At 60.6% G+C, this 16,888-nt stretch carries 15 protein-coding genes; 3 read left to right on the top strand and 12 right to left on the bottom strand.

Translation table 11 applies throughout. From position 1 onward, the window contains the following. Nucleotides 1-114 precede the first annotated feature (114 nt). Entirely contained in the window at nt 115-276 is a 162-nt protein-coding gene (locus E7738_RS02945) for a hypothetical protein (RefSeq protein WP_155519940.1), read from the bottom strand. 74 nt (nt 277-350) lie between these two features. Between E7738_RS02945 and E7738_RS02940 the strand changes: the two genes are divergently transcribed. After that, nucleotides 351-1,805 carry an AMP nucleosidase gene (locus E7738_RS02940; RefSeq protein WP_394516084.1) on the top strand — a complete coding sequence of 485 codons (1,455 nt, stop codon included), beginning with the start codon at nt 351-353 and terminating at the stop codon, nt 1,803-1,805. A gap of 46 nt (nt 1,806-1,851) precedes the next feature. Here E7738_RS02940 and E7738_RS02935 read toward each other — a convergent pair whose 3' ends face one another. Together E7738_RS02935 and E7738_RS02930 are read right to left on the bottom strand one after the other, a co-directional pair. Beyond that, nucleotides 1,852-2,226: a hypothetical protein gene (locus E7738_RS02935; protein ID WP_394516083.1), complete on the bottom strand. Its 375-nt coding sequence runs from the start codon at nt 2,224-2,226 to the stop codon at nt 1,852-1,854. 260 nt (nt 2,227-2,486) lie between these two features. Then, on the bottom strand, nt 2,487-3,785 hold the full coding sequence (locus E7738_RS02930; RefSeq protein WP_021509817.1) for an NCS2 family permease: 1,299 nt from the start codon (nt 3,783-3,785) through the stop codon (nt 2,487-2,489). A gap of 454 nt (nt 3,786-4,239) precedes the next feature. Between E7738_RS02930 and E7738_RS02925 the strand changes: the two genes are divergently transcribed. Beyond that, the gene (locus E7738_RS02925) at nt 4,240-4,986 is read left to right on the top strand and encodes a response regulator (RefSeq protein ID WP_104188831.1); all 747 of its coding nucleotides are present in this window, start codon (nt 4,240-4,242) and stop codon (nt 4,984-4,986) included. On the opposite strand, the gene E7738_RS02920 is transcribed toward E7738_RS02925, so the two are convergent. The 6 genes from E7738_RS02920 to E7738_RS02895 all read right to left on the bottom strand — a co-directional run bounded on the left by E7738_RS02920 (nt 4,923) and on the right by E7738_RS02895 (nt 11,320). Then, on the bottom strand, nt 4,923-5,975 hold the full coding sequence (locus tag E7738_RS02920; protein ID WP_159377239.1) for a carbohydrate kinase family protein: 1,053 nt from the start codon (nt 5,973-5,975) through the stop codon (nt 4,923-4,925). The genes E7738_RS02925 and E7738_RS02920 overlap by 64 nt on opposite strands. A 1-nt stretch (nt 5,976) precedes the next feature. Beyond that, nucleotides 5,977-6,837, bottom strand: coding sequence for a ketose 1,6-bisphosphate aldolase (locus tag E7738_RS02915; RefSeq protein WP_058757359.1), 861 nt, complete (start codon nt 6,835-6,837; stop codon nt 5,977-5,979). 12 nt (nt 6,838-6,849) lie between these two features. Beyond that, entirely contained in the window at nt 6,850-7,533 is a 684-nt protein-coding gene (locus tag E7738_RS02910) for a D-lyxose/D-mannose isomerase (RefSeq protein WP_104093164.1), read from the bottom strand. A gap of 57 nt (nt 7,534-7,590) precedes the next feature. Beyond that, on the bottom strand, nt 7,591-8,529 hold the full coding sequence (locus E7738_RS02905; RefSeq protein WP_021509812.1) for an ABC transporter substrate-binding protein: 939 nt from the start codon (nt 8,527-8,529) through the stop codon (nt 7,591-7,593). Between the two features lie 291 nt (nt 8,530-8,820). Continuing rightward, the gene (locus tag E7738_RS02900; RefSeq protein ID WP_021509811.1) at nt 8,821-9,804 is read right to left on the bottom strand and encodes an ABC transporter permease subunit; all 984 of its coding nucleotides are present in this window, start codon (nt 9,802-9,804) and stop codon (nt 8,821-8,823) included. Nucleotides 9,805-9,814: 10 nt separating this feature from the next. Then, nucleotides 9,815-11,320, bottom strand: a complete 1,506-nt coding sequence (locus E7738_RS02895) for a sugar ABC transporter ATP-binding protein (RefSeq protein ID WP_104093163.1) — start codon at nt 11,318-11,320, stop codon at nt 9,815-9,817. Nucleotides 11,321-11,464: 144 nt separating this feature from the next. Here E7738_RS02895 and E7738_RS02890 point away from each other — a divergent pair, with 144 nt between their 5' ends. Continuing rightward, complete coding sequence (locus tag E7738_RS02890) at nt 11,465-14,050, top strand: ATP-binding protein (RefSeq protein WP_394516082.1); 2,586 nt, start codon at nt 11,465-11,467, stop codon at nt 14,048-14,050. Here the strand turns inward: E7738_RS02890 and phnE (E7738_RS02885) are convergent. The 3 genes from phnE (E7738_RS02885) to phnD form a co-directional block, all read right to left on the bottom strand. Further along, nucleotides 14,004-14,888, bottom strand: a complete 885-nt coding sequence (gene phnE, locus E7738_RS02885) for a phosphonate ABC transporter, permease protein PhnE (RefSeq protein ID WP_136548083.1) — start codon at nt 14,886-14,888, stop codon at nt 14,004-14,006. The genes E7738_RS02890 and phnE (E7738_RS02885) overlap by 47 nt on opposite strands. Further along, the gene (gene phnE / locus E7738_RS02880; RefSeq protein ID WP_058757354.1) at nt 14,885-15,748 is read right to left on the bottom strand and encodes a phosphonate ABC transporter, permease protein PhnE; all 864 of its coding nucleotides are present in this window, start codon (nt 15,746-15,748) and stop codon (nt 14,885-14,887) included. The genes phnE (E7738_RS02885) and phnE (E7738_RS02880) overlap by 4 nt, the downstream gene beginning before the upstream one ends. Nucleotides 15,749-15,957: 209 nt before the next feature. Continuing rightward, complete coding sequence (gene phnD / locus E7738_RS02875; RefSeq protein ID WP_031280167.1) at nt 15,958-16,887, bottom strand: phosphonate ABC transporter substrate-binding protein; 930 nt, start codon at nt 16,885-16,887, stop codon at nt 15,958-15,960. Nucleotide 16,888: the final 1 nt, after the last annotated feature.

Here is a 16,888-nt window from a genome sequence, read left to right as displayed (position 1 = left end):
CAAAGACATGCTTTCAATCCTCAACGGGTCAGGAACGGAGCCATACCACGGCCTGGGAGAAATCAATCTGAAACACTTCGAGAGCAGTGTGGTCAGCGCGACCACGGTTGAAATTTAAGCAAAAAGCTCGCCAGAGAAGACAATCGGTGACAATTTTTTTGCAGCGGCATCGCAGCCGGGCGGAAAACGTGCGATGTGGCCTCCCTGCACCTGATAAACATAGCCAGCCTTTTGCCGCCTACCAGCACCGTGATGGTGCAGAATGCGGTCGATCACAGATTCTTCATCGTGATGAGAGGTTTATCCGCTATGCTCTGGTCAAATCGGTCCAACTTGCTGAAGGAGAATCTATGAATACGCAACGGAACGGATTGACCACCGAACAGGCGCTGGATCAACTGGAGCGTATGTATGACGACGCGGTTGAAGCGCTGCGCAACTCCATTCGCACGTTCACTGCCAGCGGCACACTGCCGGACGCCGGGCTGCGCCAGCAGGGGCTGTTTGTCTATCCGGAGCTGCGCATCACCTGGCAGGGTGAAGGCCCGCAGCAAAATCGCACCCGCGCCTGGGGACGTTTTACCCACACCGGTCGCTACAGCACCACCATCACGCGCCCGGCGCTGCTGCGTCACTATCTCAGCGAACAGCTGCAGATGATCGAAAAAGAGTACGACGTGCTGATTGAGGTGGGTCCGTCACAGCAGGAAATCCCTTATCCCTATGTGATTGATGGCTCCGACCTGTCGCTGGACCGCTCCATGAGCGCCAGTATTGCGCGCCATTTCCCGACGACCGAACTGTCGCAGATTGGCGATGAAACCGCTGATGGCCTGTTCAACGCCGACGCGCTGTTCCCGCTGTCGCATTTCGACGCGCTGCGCACCGATTTCTCCCTGGCGCGCCTGCGTCACTACACCGGCACCGCGGTAGAACACTTCCAGCCGTTTGTACTGTTCACTAACTACACGCGCTACGTCGATGAGTTCGTGCGCTGGGCGATTGAGCAGGTGCAGGACCCCAGCACGCCTTACGACAGTCTCGCCTGCGCCGGCGATGTGGTGATCACGGCGGAAACGCAGGACCCAACGGCGATGATGTCGGATCTGGCGTGGAAGAAGCATCAGATGCCCGCCTGGCATTTAACCTCGCCCAATCGTCGCGGCATCACGCTGGTGAATATTGGCGTCGGTCCGTCGAACGCCAAAACCATCTGCGACCACCTCGCGGTGGTGCGCCCACATGCGTGGCTGATGATTGGTCACTGCGGTGGCCTGCGTGAAAGCCAGAGCATCGGCGATTACGTGCTGGCGCACGCCTATCTGCGTGACGACCACGTGCTGGACAGCGTATTACCACCGGATATCCCGATCCCGAGCATTGCGGAGGTGCAGCGTGCCCTGTACGACGCCACCAAAGCGGTCAGCGGTATGCCCGGCGAAGAGGTGAAGCAGCGCCTGCGCACCGGTACGGTTGTCACCACGGACGACCGCAACTGGGAGCTGCGCTACTCCGCATCTGCGTTACGCTTCAACCTGAGCCGCGCGGTGGCGGTGGATATGGAGAGCGCCACCATTGCCGCACAGGGTTATCGTTTCCGCGTACCGTACGGCACCCTGCTGTGCGTCTCGGATAAACCGCTGCACGGTGAAATCAAGCTGCCCGGCCAGGCCAACCGTTTCTATGAGGGCGCGATCTCGGAACATCTGCAGATTGGCATCTGCGCCGTTGAGCTGCTGCGCGCCGAGGGTGACAAACTGCACTCCAGGAAACTACGTACCTTCAACGAACCGCCCTTCCGCTAAATCCGCTGTTCCGGCCCATGGACGGGCCGGATTTCTGCTGGCAACCTTAAATTTTCAGCACCGCCACTTTTACCAACCATGCCAGTACGGCGAGGAGAGCCGGCAGCATGAGGGTCCAGATCAGCCTGTCATTTAATTGTTCGAACTTTTTATCGATGCGCTTCTCCACCTGACCGATCTCATTCATCAGTTGATTGCACATCAGCCCCTGTTCGGTACGCACGCGTTCCACGTCCGCTCTGGTGGCAAAATTTTCAAAACGCGCGGTCAGGACCGCGACATCCTGCTGTAACAGGTGGGTGGTGTTCGCCAGCTGTTCCACGTGTTGGGTTAATCGTACCATTAGCGGTGCTCCCTGATTTCTTAACGCCAGAAGGCGAGGCGGCAACCGATGCGGCAGCGTGCAAACGGGATAATCCATTATCTTGTCCTTCTTCAGCAACCTTGTGTCATCGCGTCACTCCACCGCTATTTAAGCAGAGCGGCAGCGATTAAACATTCCACGATCCCGCCACTGCAGGCAAAAAATTTGCGCATGGCAGAATTTACGGAGAGACAGTAAACAACAGGCCTGAAAGAGAAAAGTGGCGACGGGCAGGAATTGCGAGACATCACGCAAACAATGATTGCGCGAATGTAACAACTTACACGGAAGCCCGGGCGGGCTTCCGTAACACAGCATCAGGCACTCAGCCAGCCGAGTTTAATCACAAACAGAATCGACAGAATCACCAGCGCCGCATTGACCTCTTTGGTGCGGCCACTCAGCAGTTTCACCACCGTCCAGGTAATAAAACCAAAGGCGATACCGTTGGCGATTGAGTAAGTCAATGGCATGGTCAGCGCGGTCACGGTGACCGGTGCCGCCGTGGTGACATCTTTCCAGTCAATTTCTGCCAGACCGGAAGCCATCAGCACCGCGACGAACAGCAGCGCTGGCGCCGTGGCGTAGACCGGCACGCTACCCGCCAGTGGCGAGAAGAACAGGCTGAGCAGGAACAGAATGGCGACCACAATCGCCGTCAGACCGGTACGGCCACCGGCGCTGACGCCCGCAGCGGACTCCACATAGCTGGTGGTGGTTGAGGTACCCAGCAGTGAACCGAACAGCGCAGCGGCGCTATCGGCGATCAGCGCACGGCCCATTTTCGGCACGTTGCCCTGCTCATCGGCCAGACCGGCGCGTTTCGTCACGCCCAGCAGCGTGCCGGTGTTATCAAACACGTCGACAAACAGGAACGCAAAGATCACGCTCACCAGGCCTACGTTGAACGCGCCGGCGATATCCAGCTGCATAAAGGTCGGTGCAATCGACGGCGGCGCAGAAAACACCCCCGCGAACGGCGTCAGGCCAATGCCCATCGAGATAAAGGTAACAACCAGAATGCCGATCAGTACGGCTCCGGTGACGCGACGCGCTTCCAGCACCACAATGATAAAGAAGCCAAGCAGCGCCAGCAGCGGACCCGGTTTAGTCAGGTCGCCCAGACCGACCAGCGTAGCCGGGTTATCCACCACGATGCCCGCCCCTTCCAGCGCAATCAGTGCGAGGAACAAACCAATGCCTGCCGCAATCCCGGCACGCAGCGGCAGCGGAATGCTGGCGATAATCCATTCGCGAATTTTAAAAATCGACAGCGCAAAGAAGATCACCGCCGAAAGGAACACCGCACCCAGCGCGATCTGCCAGGTGTAGCCCATATGCAGCACCACGGTGTAGGTGAAGAAGGCGTTCAGGCCCATGCCCGGTGCCAGCGCGATCGGATAGTTAGCGATCAGGCCCATCAGAATCGAACCGATGGCCGCGGCCAGACAGGTGGCAACAAACACCGAGCCTTTATCCATACCGGTCGCCCCGAGGATGCTGGGGTTCACAAACAGGATGTAGGCCATTGCCAGAAAGGTCGTAATACCGGCAATGATTTCGGTGCGCACCGTGGTGTGGTGAGCTTTTAACTTAAAAAGTTTTTCTAACATCATCATCTCTCATCAGCGGAGACGGCCCGCAGGCCTGCTCTCTCTTGCCAAGGCGTTTTCCCGCTATTCCGCGCGTGGTGGCTAAGCTGACGCGGAAAAAGTGAGGAAAATTATTTTTTTATGCCGACGTTTTGCCACCGCTGGCAGCAGAACGTCGTGTGCTATCCCCTGTCCACATAGCAATTGCTATGCCACTCCCTGACGCAATCGTTTCCGTTTCAGCATGCCGTTGCGGCTAAGAAAATTCTGAACCAGAACGAGGCGCGATTATGGTGCATTGCACCACCTGCGCGCAAACGTTTTCCCGCCGTGCGCAGCCGGGGGTGAAATATTGCGGTAACGCACGCTTTCACACTCTGCCAGGCGATGGCGCTCACGTTTCTGCTGCGCGTTTCAGCAGCTTAAAAACGCCGGGTTACACTGCGTTTAACCCTTTCGCAACAAAAGAGGCAGTGCAATGAAGCCCGCGATTCTGGTCGTTGATGATGATCGTGCCATCTGCGAATTGCTGCACGATGTGCTGAGCGAACATGTGTTTACCGTTTATAGCTGTCATCAGGGGCGCGACGCCCTGGCGCTGCTGGCGCAGCATCCGGAAATCTCCCTGGTGATGCTGGATATGATGCTGCCCGATACCAACGGCCTGCTGGTATTACAGCAGATGCAGCGTCAGCGCCCTGAGCTGCTGGTGATCATGCTGACCGGCATGGGATCGGAAGCCGATATGGTGGTTGGGCTGGAGATGGGCGCCGACGACTATATCGCCAAACCCTTTAATCCCCGCGTGGTGGTGGCGCGGGCCCGTGCGGCGCTGCGCCGCTGCGGGCGACTGGCGCAGCCGGAAACGGTGATTGATGACGGCTGGCAGTTCAATGGCTGGCGGCTGGATGATGTGCGTTGTCAGCTGTTCAATCCGCAGCGTGAAAGCGTACCGCTCACCCAGGGCGAATACAGCCTGCTGCGCGCGCTGGTCGGCCACGCGCGTAAGGTCCTGACGCGCGACCAGCTGCTGGAGCTGACCCACAGCGAGAGCCTCGACGTGTTCGATCGCACCATTGATGTGCTGATCATGCGCCTCAGACGCAAAATCGAGGCTAATCCGCATCAGCCGATCCTGATCCGCACCATTCGCGGACTGGGCTATGTTTTTTCCGCCGATGTAATGCGCCCGTCCGCCGCGGCGCGCGAAACGCAAATCGCCTGATCCATCCAGCGCTGCATCTCGCTCAGTGGCCGGATGCCGTCCAGCGCGTTGGCCGCATGCAGATTAAAGCTGGCGCAGGTATGGGCCAGCTTTAACGTCTGCTGCAGGCTGTAGTCCTGATGGCTGGCGTACAGCACGCCGGCGCAGAAGGCATCGCCCGCCCCGACGCTGCCGACAATCTCCTCTGCCGCTAAGCACCAGGCGGGCTGCCAAAGGCCGTCGCCCACTGGCTGCTGGCCCCAGGCGCCTTCCGGTGCATGAATTACCACGCGCTGGCGCACACCCTGCGCCAGCAGCCAGCGTGCCGCCGCAGCAAAAGCCGCCGGTGACGCCAGCGTGCCACTGCTGCGCAGCTCGATGCCGGTGAGCGCCTGCGCTTCCAGTTCGTTAATCACCAGATAATCGAGCCAGCGTAGCGCCGGCTTCACCAGCGCCTGATACTCGCCGGCGCGCGAAACCAGATCGAGCGAGGTGAGATAACCGCGCTGCTGCATCTCCGCCAGCAGCCGCGCGCTGCGGGTACCGTACTGCGCATCAGGCTGGTCGAGCTTATCCAGTAACAGCAGATAGCCGAGGTGGAAGATGCGGTGCGCGGTGGCGAGGTGAGCGAAGTGCGCCACATCGAGCTGCGCATTGGCCCCGCGCGCGTGAAAAAAGGTGCGCTGACCGTCCGGCGCGGTCATTACCTGCGTCATCGCCGTGGCTGCCGCACCGGTGCGCTGTACGTGCTGACGGTCCACATGATGTTCATCCAGCAGCTGCAGCAGGTAATCGCCGTCGCTGTCCTCGCCCAGCATCCCCACAACGGCCAGCGGCAGATCGACCTGCATGCGCGCCAGGGTAAACAGCACATTCAGCGCCGCACCGCCGCTGCATTTCTCGCTGTGGCTAATCTCGGCCAGCCAGCCCTGTTCTGGCCAGTGGCTGATGCGCTGCACGTGATCCACCAGCATGTTACCCGCCGCCAGAATGCCGTTGCGTGCTGCCATGTCAGGCCCTCCCGGCGCTGCCAAACACCTGCATCTGCTGGGCCACAACGCTGGCGATGTCGCGTTCGACCGCCATTAACAGTTCGGCGAACGAGTCGTAGCGCGCGTCGCGCTGGGTGATTTGCGTTTCAATCGCCCCGAGCGCCGCCTGCGACATACCGGTGTAGAAGTTGATTTTGTGGATGCCGAGGCTGATGGCGCGACGGAAATCGGCGTCGCTGATGCCGGAACCACCGTGCAGCACCAGCGGAATGCCGGCCGCTGCGCGAATCGCCGCCAGACGGTCAAAATCAAGCTTTGGCTCGCCTTTGTATTTGCCGTGCGCGTTGCCGATGGCCACTGCGAGGCAGTCGATGCCGGTTGCCTGGACAAATTCCGCCGCCAGCGCCGGGTCGGTGAATTTATTGCTGTCCGCTTCGCCAAACAGCGCGCCCCCCTCATCGCCGCCCACGGCGCCCAGCTCGGCCTCAACCGAAATACCCAGCGCGTGGCACATCTTCACCACTTCCCGCGTCTGGCGAATGTTCTCGTCATAGCTCAGGGTTGAACCATCGAACATTACCGAGGTGAAGCCGAGGCGAATCGCCTGCATCACCGCATCAAAATGCAGGCCATGATCGAGGTTGAGCACCACCGGGATGGCGTGCAGCGCCGCTTCGGCACGGATAGCGGCGATCAACGGTTCCAGGCTGACGTATTTAAAATGCACCTCGGCAATGTTGATGATAAACGGCGAACGCTGCTGCTCCGCCGCATGGAACAGCGCGCGCAGAAAGTGGGTATCGAGAACGTTGAACGCGCCGAGCGCGTAACCGTGCTGCTGCGCATGGGCGAGGCCCTGCGCCAGAGAGATCAGTGCCATGGAACACTCCTGTTATGCCAGCCAGCGGTGATATTCGTTACACAGCAGCCAGCGCGGCGCTTCATCCTCATCAATCGGATTAAAGCGCGCCAGCGGGGTAAGAAAGACGTTGTCGTGCTCATCGTCATTGGGCATGGAGACTTCGCCCACCAGCACATCGCCGTAGCCGGTTTCGCCCCAGAAGCTGTGCCAGACACCGGGCAGTAACGTGACGCTTTCGCCGGGTGACAGCCGCAGCTGGGAACCGGCGGCATGAGTCTGGCAGATGCCATCCAGCGTGACCTGTACCGGCGTATCCGCCAGCCGATCGCCGTCGCGATTGTGTAGCGTGACAATCAGGTTGCCACCGCCGCGGTTGATAATGTCTTCCATTTTTTGCGGATGATAATGCATCGGCGTCACCTGCCCTTCGCGCACGTGCATGATCTTCTCTGCATACGGTTTGCCCCACGGCTGTCCGCCGCGTGAACCGTTGCGCAGGGTAAACAGCGTCAGGCCGGTCTGGCTGAAATCATCGGCACCAAAACTGGTGACATCCCAGCCGAGGTGCAGCGCCAGCAGTTCGGCGGCGGCTGAGGTGTCCAGCGCGCGCCACTGGCTGAGACCGTAATCGGCCCACGGCGGCAGATGCACATCCTGCCGCAGAAAGAATTCACGGGTCAGTTGTAAAATCGCGTTAACTTCGGAACGTTGCATAGCTGCGTCTCCGGCGGGCGTCGCGGCGCGCAGTGTGCACCGCGACGCCCGTGTGGCTTATTTCACCGTCCAGCCTTTGTAGCTGCTGACATTGTTACGATCGATCAGCGTTACCGGAATCAGCACCGGCTTGTCCGGCGCTGGCTTGCCCTGCAGGATGTCATAGCCAATCTCAACTGCTTTGGCCGCCATCACCTGCGGATCCTGGGCAGGCGTTGCGACAAACAGCGAGCCTTTGCGCTTCAGCGCCTCTTCACCGTCTGGCGATCCATCGACGCCGACGATAAAGAACTCGTTACGCTGCGCCTGTTTCGCCGCCAGATCGGCACCGATAGCGGTAGGATCGTTGATAGCGAATACGGCATCAATCTTCGGATTGGCCGACAGCAGGCCGGTCATCACTTCCAGTCCGCCTTCGCGACTGCCTTTGGCGTTCTGGTTGTAAGAGAGCAATTTGATATCCGGGTGGGTTTTCAGCTCATTCATGCAGCCTTCCACGCGGTTCTGCACCGCTGACACCGGTGGTCCGTTGATGATGACCACGTTGCCTTTGGCTTTCAGGCGGTCGGAGATGTATTTACAGGCCATAGCCCCGGCCTGGGTGTTGTCAGAGGTGATGGTGGCATTGGCACCGTCCGCGGCCACGTCCACCGCTACTACCACGATGCCGGCATCACGCGCCCGCTTCACCGCCGGCGCGATGCCTTTGGAGTCGGCGGCGTTGAGGATGATCATGTCCACTTTAGCGGCAATGAAGTTGTCAATCTGCGCCACCTGCTGGCCAAGATCGTAGCCGCTGGAGACCAGCGTCACGTTGACCTTATCGCCCGCCAGCTGACGCGCCTTGAGTTCCGCCCCTTTGGTGATCTGGACGAAGAACGGGTTAGCCAGATCGCCCACCGTCACGCCGATGGATTTCAGTTCTTTGGCCTGCACAAATGGCGCACTGAACAGCGTCGCGGCCAGCAGTCCGGTGATAATCGGATTAAAACGCATAGTCGATGTTCTCCTGCTTTTTTGGTTTTATGCCCTGATTGCCTTTGCCTTTGCCCTCACCCTAACCCTCTCCCGCGTGCGGGAGAGGGAACCGTTCTGCATAGTTTTCAGGTGAAGCTCTCGTTTTCCAGATCTTCGCTCCGGGCTGCCCCCTCTCCCGCGCGCGGGAGAGGGAACCGTTCTGCGTGGTGTTCAGGTGAAGCACTTGTTTTCTAAATCTTCTCTCCGGACAGCCCCCTCTCCCGCAAGCGGGAGAGGGTTGGGGTGAGGGCCAGGGCCAGCGGCCGCCCCTCACCCCACGTGATGCCGCGTACGGTACTTATCGATCAGCACCGCAATGATGATCACCCCGCCCTTAATCACCAGTTGCCAGAAGTACGACACGCCCATCAGCGTCATGCCGTTGTTCAGCGTGGCGATAATCAGCGCGCCAATCAGCGTGCCGGTAATCGTGCCAATGCCGCCGACAAAGCTGGTCCCGCCCAGAATCACCGCGGCGATCGCGTCCAGCTCATAGCCCACGCCGAGGTTGCCGTTAGCGCTGTACAAGCGCGATGCGCTCATCAGGCCACCCAGCCCGGACAACAGGCCGCTCATGGCGTAGACGAACACCAGTACCGCACCCACTTTAATACCGGTCAGGCGCGCTGCCTGCATGTTGCCGCCCACCGCATAGATGTGCACGCCAAGCGTGGTGCGACGCAAAATAAACCAGCACAGCGCAATCACCGCAAAGGCAATGATAATCAGCCACGGGATCGGGCCGAGATAACCGTTGCCTATCCACTCAAAGTTGATATCCGAGTTGATCACCGTGGTGCCGTTAGCCAGCAGATAGGCCGCCCCGCGCAGCGCGGTATAGGTGCCCAGCGTGACGATAAACGGCGGCAGGCCCGCCCAGGCGACCAGAATGCCGTTGAACAGCCCCATGATCAGCCCGGCTCCGAGCGCGGCGGGGATGGTCAGCCCGGCAAACGCCGGATCGAGCGACACCACCATCGCCACCACCGCCGTGGTACCCAGCATTGAGCCAACCGACAGGTCAATGCCGCCGGTGAGAATGACAAACGTCATGCCCGCCGCCAGCACAATGTTGATGGAGGCCTGACGCGTGATATTCAGCAGGTTAGCTTCGGTAAAAAAGTTCGGGGCGACAAAGCCAAATACCGCCACGATCAGGATCAGAATCGGCAAGATACCCACGGTTTGCAGCAGGTCACTCATCAACGCACGTTTTAGCGTTGGACTTTTTACGCGTGCGGTTTCACTGGTCATTCCCGTCTCCTCAGGCCTGGACCGGCTGCGCGCCGGTGGCCAGTGTCATTATGTTTTCCTGGCTAATCTGCTCGCCGCTCAGCTCGCCGGCGATGGTGCCTTCGCGCATCACGTATACGCGGTCGCTCATGCCTACCACTTCCGGCAGCTCGCTGGAGATCATCAAAATTGCCACGCCCTGCTGCGCCATCTGGTTCATCATGCGGTAGATTTCACTCTTGGCGCCGACATCCACGCCGCGCGTCGGCTCATCCAGAATCAGGATGCGCGGCGCTATCGATACCCAGCGCGAAATCAGCAGCTTCTGCTGGTTGCCGCCGGATAAGCCGCCAGCGCGCACCTGGGCGTGCGGCACGCGGATATTCAGCGATTGAATCGCCTCGCTGGCGATCTTCTGCCCTTTGCGCCGGTTAAGCAGGCCGTAGCTGGCATCACGCTCAAGCGTGGCCATCACGATGTTTTCCTGCGCTGCCAGTTCCAGAAACAGCCCCTGCTCTTTGCGGTTTTCGGTCAGGAAACCGATGCCGCGCGCAATGGCGTCTCGCGGCGAGTGAATCTGCACTTTTTCCCCGTCGATCCAGATTTCACCGCCGGCTGGCTGATGCACACCAAAAATCAGCTGCGCCAGCTCGCTGCGGCCGGCACCGACCAGTCCGGCCAGCCCGACAATCTCCCCGGCGCGCACCGCGAGGCTGCTGGGATGCACCTTCCGGTTGTCGGTCAGATGATTTACCGCCAGACGAATTTCGCCGAAGCTAATGGCGCGATCTTTGTTGAACAGATCGCTGAGCGGACGGCCGACCATCATGCGCACCAGTTCGCTGGCGTTTAGCTGTTCGCGCGTCAGGCTGCCGACGTACTGACCGTCGCGCAGCACGCTGACGCGATCGGAGAGTTCATACACTTCCGCCATGCGGTGGCTGATGTAGATGATCGCCATGCCTTCGCTGCGCAGGCGTTTGATCAGCGCAAACAGCTGTTCGGTTTCGCGGTTTGAGAGCGCAGCGGTGGGTTCGTCCATCACCAGAATGCGGCTGTTACGATGCAGCGCGCGGGCAATTTCCACCTGCTGCTGTTCGGCGATGCTCAGGCGGCTCACCAGATCGGTGGCGCTGAACTGCGCGCCAAGGCGGTTAATCACCTGCTGCGCTTCTTCCGCCATCTGGCGACGCTTCACCAGCCCGCCGCGGGAAATTTCACTGCCGAGAAAGATGTTCTCTGCCACCGTCAGATTCGGCGCCAGGTTGATTTCCTGATAAATCAGGGTGATCCCTGCCGCCAGCGCCTCTTTCGGGCCCCTGATCGCGTAGGGTTGACCATCGATAAGAATTTCCCCGCTGCTGGCGGTATACGCGCCGGCCAGAATCTTCATTAAGGTACTTTTACCGGCACCGTTTTCGCCCATCAGCGCGTGCACTTCACCCGGCCAGACGGTCAGGTCGACGCCTTTCAGCGCATAGAAGCTGCCGAAGCGCCGGGTAATTGCCCGCATTTCTAATATCGGTGTCGCCGCCATCTTCAGGCTCCTGCTGCCAGTGGATAGCCGCGAGTTAAGCAACGCCAGATAAATGGAAAATGTCAGACGCCGTTCATATTTGTCATATTGCGCTCCGGCCGCGCTTCTATACTCGCCGGAGTTGAGCGGTAAGGAGCTGCAGCAATGAGTCACAGTCTGCACTGGCACGCCGGCGCGCGCGGGCGCCTGCTGATGTTTAACCTGTTGGTGGTGAGCGTTACGCTGGCGGTGAGCCTGGTGGCTATTTTTGGTTTTCGCCACGCCGGTCACATTCAGGAGCAGGCGCAGGCACAAACGCTGGCCGATATGAACGGCAGCCTGGCGCTGGCGCGTGATACGGCCAATGTCGCTATCGCCGCGGTGCGGCTGGCGCAGGTGGTGGGCGCGCTCGAATACCAGAGCGAATCGGCGCGCCTGCAGCAGACCCAGCAGGCGCTGCAGCAGTCGCTGAGTCAGCTGGCCAGCGCACCGCTGGCCGCACAGCAGCCGGCGCTGCTGGCACGCATCCGCGAGCGCAGCCAGATGCTGGAGCAAAGCATCAGCCAGCTGCTGCTGGAGGGGCATCAGCGCCATTTACAGCGTAACGTGATGCTCAGCGGCCTGTGGCAGGCGCAGTTGCTGCTCAACCGTATCGACCTGCTGGCCAGCGACGGCGCGTTTCTGCCGCTGCGCCAGCAGACGGCCGCGCTGTTAACCGTGGCAATTCAGTCCGCCACGCCGCAGGCCGCAGTGCAACAGCTGAACAGCGTGCTGCCGATCTGGTCTGCGCTGCCGCTGCAGGGCGTGCTGGCGATGCAGCGCGCGCGGCTGGTCAGCACCAGCCAGCAGCTGCTGCCGGTGGCCGGTCAGCTGGAGCAGAGTGACATCGCCATCGCCTACGCCACGTATCGCATCAAGGCGCTGGTGGCGATGCTCAACGAAGACATCACCCACTACGTTCAGCTGGTAGCGCAGCAGAGCGATGCGCGCAGCGCCACCGCCCATCAGGAACTGGATTCAATCATCGGTTTCATCGGTCTGTTTATGCTACTGGCGCTGCTGATTACCGGTTACGCCGGTTACTACATCTACCGCAATCTCGGCTCCAGCCTTACCGCCATCGCGCACGCCATGACGCGGCTGGCGCAGGGGGAGAAAAGCGTCAGCGTGCCCGGCCTGGCACGGCGCGATGAGCTGGGCGATCTGGCGCGCGCCTTTAACGTGTTCGCCCGCAACACCGCTTCGCTGGCGCACACTTCGCAGCTACTGAAAGAGAAAAGTAACCAGCTGGAATCGACCTTCCTCGCCATGCGCGACGGCTTCGCGCTGTTTGATAACAGCGGTCAACTGGTGGTGTGGAATGCGCAGTACGCCGAACTGCTGGGCTTCGCGCCGCGCGAGCTGCATCGCGGCATGCACTATCAGCGTTTGCTCGATCGCGTCGATGTGCAGCTCAGCAGCCTGCACGACGCGCAGGAAGTCAGGTTGCCGGATGGCCGCACGCTGGAACTGCGCTTCAGCCCGGTGCCGCGGCGCGGCATGGTCAACACGGTGCTGGAGCGCACCTCACGTAAGGCGCTGGAAGCGGCACTGCTGCACAGCCAGAAGATGAAAGCGGTCGGTCAGCTGACCGGCGGCCTGGCGCACGATTTCAATAATTTGCTGGCGGTGATCATCGGCAGCCTGGCGCTGACCGTCGATCAGCTGCCGCCCGGCACGCTGGCCAGCCGCATTGAGCGCGCGCGGCTGGCCGCCGATCGCGCCGCTCAGCTGACGCAGCGCCTGCTGGCCTTCTCACGCAAACAGGCGCTTTATCCGCGTGCCGTTGCGGTGGTGGAACTGGTGGAAAATCTGCAGTCGCTGCTGCAGCACTCCCTGCTGCCCGGCCAGCATCTGGTGGTGGATGCGCAGCGCCCCGGCTGGCCGGCGTGGATTGATGCCGGCCAGCTGGAGAACGCCCTGATGAATCTGGTGGTGAACGCGCGCGATGCCATGGAGCGCCAGAGCGGCGAGATCCGCCTGCGCATCTGGAATCAGCGAATTCAGGAGGCCGATGGCAAGCGCGACCGCGTCACCATTGAAGTGATTGACCACGGCTGCGGCATGTCCGCCGAGGTGCGGGAACAGGTGTTTGAACCCTTCTTTACCACCAAAGCCACCGGCAGCGGCAGCGGGCTGGGGCTGTCGATGGTGTACGGATTTGTGCGCCAGTCCGGCGGACAGATCGAACTGGAGACCGCGCCGGGCCAGGGCACCACGGTGCGTCTGCTGCTGCCGCGCGCGCCGGAAGCCGCGCAGCCGCTGGTGAGCGCGCCGGTGCTGACGCCGCGTGCCAGCCGCGATCGCCTAATACTGGTGCTGGATGACGAGCCGGCGGTGCGCCAGACGCTGTGCGAACATCTGCATCAGCTGGGTTATCTGACGCTGGAGTGTGCTGACGGCGAGAGCGCGCTGACGCTGCTGCGCCAGACGCCGGATATCGATCTGCTGATCAGTGACCTGATGCTGCCGGGCGCCCTGAACGGTGCGGATGTGATTCGTCAGGCGCAGCAGCAGTGGCCACAGCTGGCCACCCTGCTGATCAGCGGTCAGGATCTGCGCCAGACGCCGGTGACGCTACCGCTGTGTGAACGGCTGGCGAAACCCTGGCAGCAGGCGCAGCTGGTGCAAACGCTGGAGCGCGCCTGGCAGCGCAGCGAACGGCTCAGTCGCGCACGGCAGGCTGCCACAGCGGCACCCCTTTCCCGGTGATGTAGCGTTTACGCAGCCGGCTGGAGATGGCGTCCATCACCATCACGACTACCACCAGAATCACGGTCAGGAACATCACCACATCCCAGTTCCACAGGCGCATGTTTTCGGCGTAAACCAGCCCGACGCCACCGGCGCCGACAAAGCCCAGCACCGCCGCCGAGCGGGTGTTGGACTCAATCTGATACAGACTCAGCGCGAGAAAGGTGGGAAACGATTGGGTAAAAATGCCGTAACGGTGTTTTTGCAGGCTGTTGGCCCCCACTGCGCTCAGGCCGCGACTGGGTGAGCGTTCAACCGCTTCATGCCCTTCGGCATACAGCTTGCCCAGCAGGCCGATGTCCTGCATCACAATCGCCAGCACCCCGGCCAGCGGCCCCATGCCTACCGCCCGCACGAAGATCAATCCCCAGATGGCCATGTCGATGCCGCGCAGCACATCCAGCAGCCGGCGCACCAGCAGCGATATCGGCCGCGTCAGCGGATCGTGCATCACATTGCGCGCCGCCAGAAAGGAGACCGGCAGCGCGATGACGGTGGCGGTGAGCGTGCCGGCAAACACGATAGCCAGCGTGATGCCGACCTGCGAGAAATAGTAGCCAAACGGCCAGTTGACGAAATCCTGCCAGACGAACATGCGCAGGAAATAGCGTCCGAGCTGCTGGCAGCCGATGACAAAGCGCTGCCAGTCGATGCCGAACACGCTGAAGAAGAACAGATAGTAGAGCACCAGCGCCAGCGCAATCAGCGCGATGCGCCGCAGATAACGGTTCTGCGCGGCAAACAGTGCAGCGTGCTGCTGTTTCAGTTTCGCCACGTCGGGCGCTAAGGCGATCATTTTACGTCTCCTTCTACCACACGGCGGCGCAGCCAGCCGGATAGCGTATCCAGCAGCGACACCACCACGATGATCAGCAGCAGCGTCATGCTGACCTGATCGTAGCGATCCAGTTTGATGTTGGTCATCAGCTCCTGACCGATGCCACCCGCGCCCACCAGCCCGAGGATGGTGGAGGAGCGGAAGTTAATTTCCAGCCGCATAAAGCTGTAGGAGAGAAAGGTCGGTTTCACCTGCGGCCAGAAGGCGAAGCGCATACGCTGCAGCTTGCTGGCACCACAGGCGGCGAGACCGCGCACCGGTTTATCGGAGGCGCTCTCAATTGATTCGTAGAACAGTTTGGTCAGACTGCCGATGGTGTGCAGCGCCAGCGCCAGAAAGCCGGGGATGGCACCGATGCCGAACGCCATCACGAACATGACCGCCCACGCCAGCTCCGGCATGGTGCGCAGGAAGGCAACAAAGGCGCGAATCGCCATGCGCAGGCTGCGCGGCGTCTGGGTGTTATCAGCGGCGAAAAACGCCAGCACGGCGGCGATCAGTACCGCAATCAGGGTGGAGGACAGCGCCAGCTGCAGGGTTTCCCAGATCAGCGGCAGCTGAAAGTGCAGACGATAGCCCCAGTAAGCCAGCGAACCTTCGGTTTTGACGTCCGCGAACAGCAGCGGCAGGTGCAGCACCGGCAGCGTCGCGCCGATGTAGTCAAAGAAGTGAGGCAGCGATTGCCAGACCGTGACCAGGTTGAATTCCGCCACGTTGCCGGCCGCGAGATAGAGCGCCACCAGCAGCAGCGACCACAGCAGCGTGTCGCGCTTTTGCTGGCGGCGAATACGTTGGTAGTAGTGTTCGAAATCGGTCAAGGGAGAGATCCTTTGTTGATGGCGAGGGATTGCCCTCACCCTAACCCTCTCCCGCCAGCGGGAGAGGGAATTGTCCGGCAGATTGATGCAGGCACGTACCCTATCCTTTGCTGCCAGCGGCGAGGGAATTGTCCGGTAGCACGTGCGGCCCCCTCTCCCCCCGGGAGAGGGCTGGGGTGAGGGAAATACCGCACGAAGCCACCCGCTCGTTACCCGCGAGCACCCTTCATCAGGTCGCGCTTCATATCGATGATATTCTGGTAATCCGCGACGCTGGCGGCGCCGATGTGCTGGGCACCGCCCACCGCTTTAACAAAGCAGCTGTGATCTTCTTTATCCAGCTTTTTGATCGCGGCCACCACTTTCGCTTTGAAGTCAGCGGGCAGGTTATTACTCACCAGAATCGGGCCGTTAGGAATCAGCGGCGACTGCCAGATGATGCGGATCTGCTTCATCAGATCCGGGTGATCCATACGAATCAGACGACCAAAGGCCCCCGAGGTATAACCACTGTTGTAATCGCCAATCAGCGACGTCCAGGTCACCGCGCCGTCGAACTGGCCATTCAGCACGCCGAGGATGTCCTGCTCGTGGCCACCGGAAAACGTCACGCTGGAGAAGGTATTGTTGTACTTATCATCCACCGTACCGCCAAACTCTTTCTTAAAGGCCTGATTGGGCATCAGGAAGCCGGAGGTGGAATCCGGATCGGCCATGCCAAACGATTTACCTTTCAGATCTTCCAGCTTCTTATACGGGCTGTCGGCTTTGACGATCACCACCGAGTGGTAGCCTTTCGAGCCATCTTTGTCGTCCACCACGATACCGACGATATCCACGGCCTTCGGGTTTTGCAGATAGACCGAGGCATAAGAGGCCGGCGACATGCTCAGCACCATATCGATCTTATTGCCCAGCAGCCCCTGAATCACGCCGGCATAGTCAGACGAGTTGCGCAGCTGCGTATCCACGCCCAGCTCTTTATCGAAGAAGGTTTTCACACACTGGTTATCGCCAATCTGCTGGGTGGCGTTCTGCCCGCCCAGAATTCCCAGGTTCAGCTGTTTCGGTGCATCCGCTGCGTTGACGCCAAAAGCCATCAGAGCGCCTGTCAGTAAAGCTAAAGCAGTCAGTTTCATT

This window comes from Pantoea sp. SGAir0430 (assembly GCF_043549295.1).
This window is presented reverse-complemented; position numbering and strand designations above follow the sequence as displayed.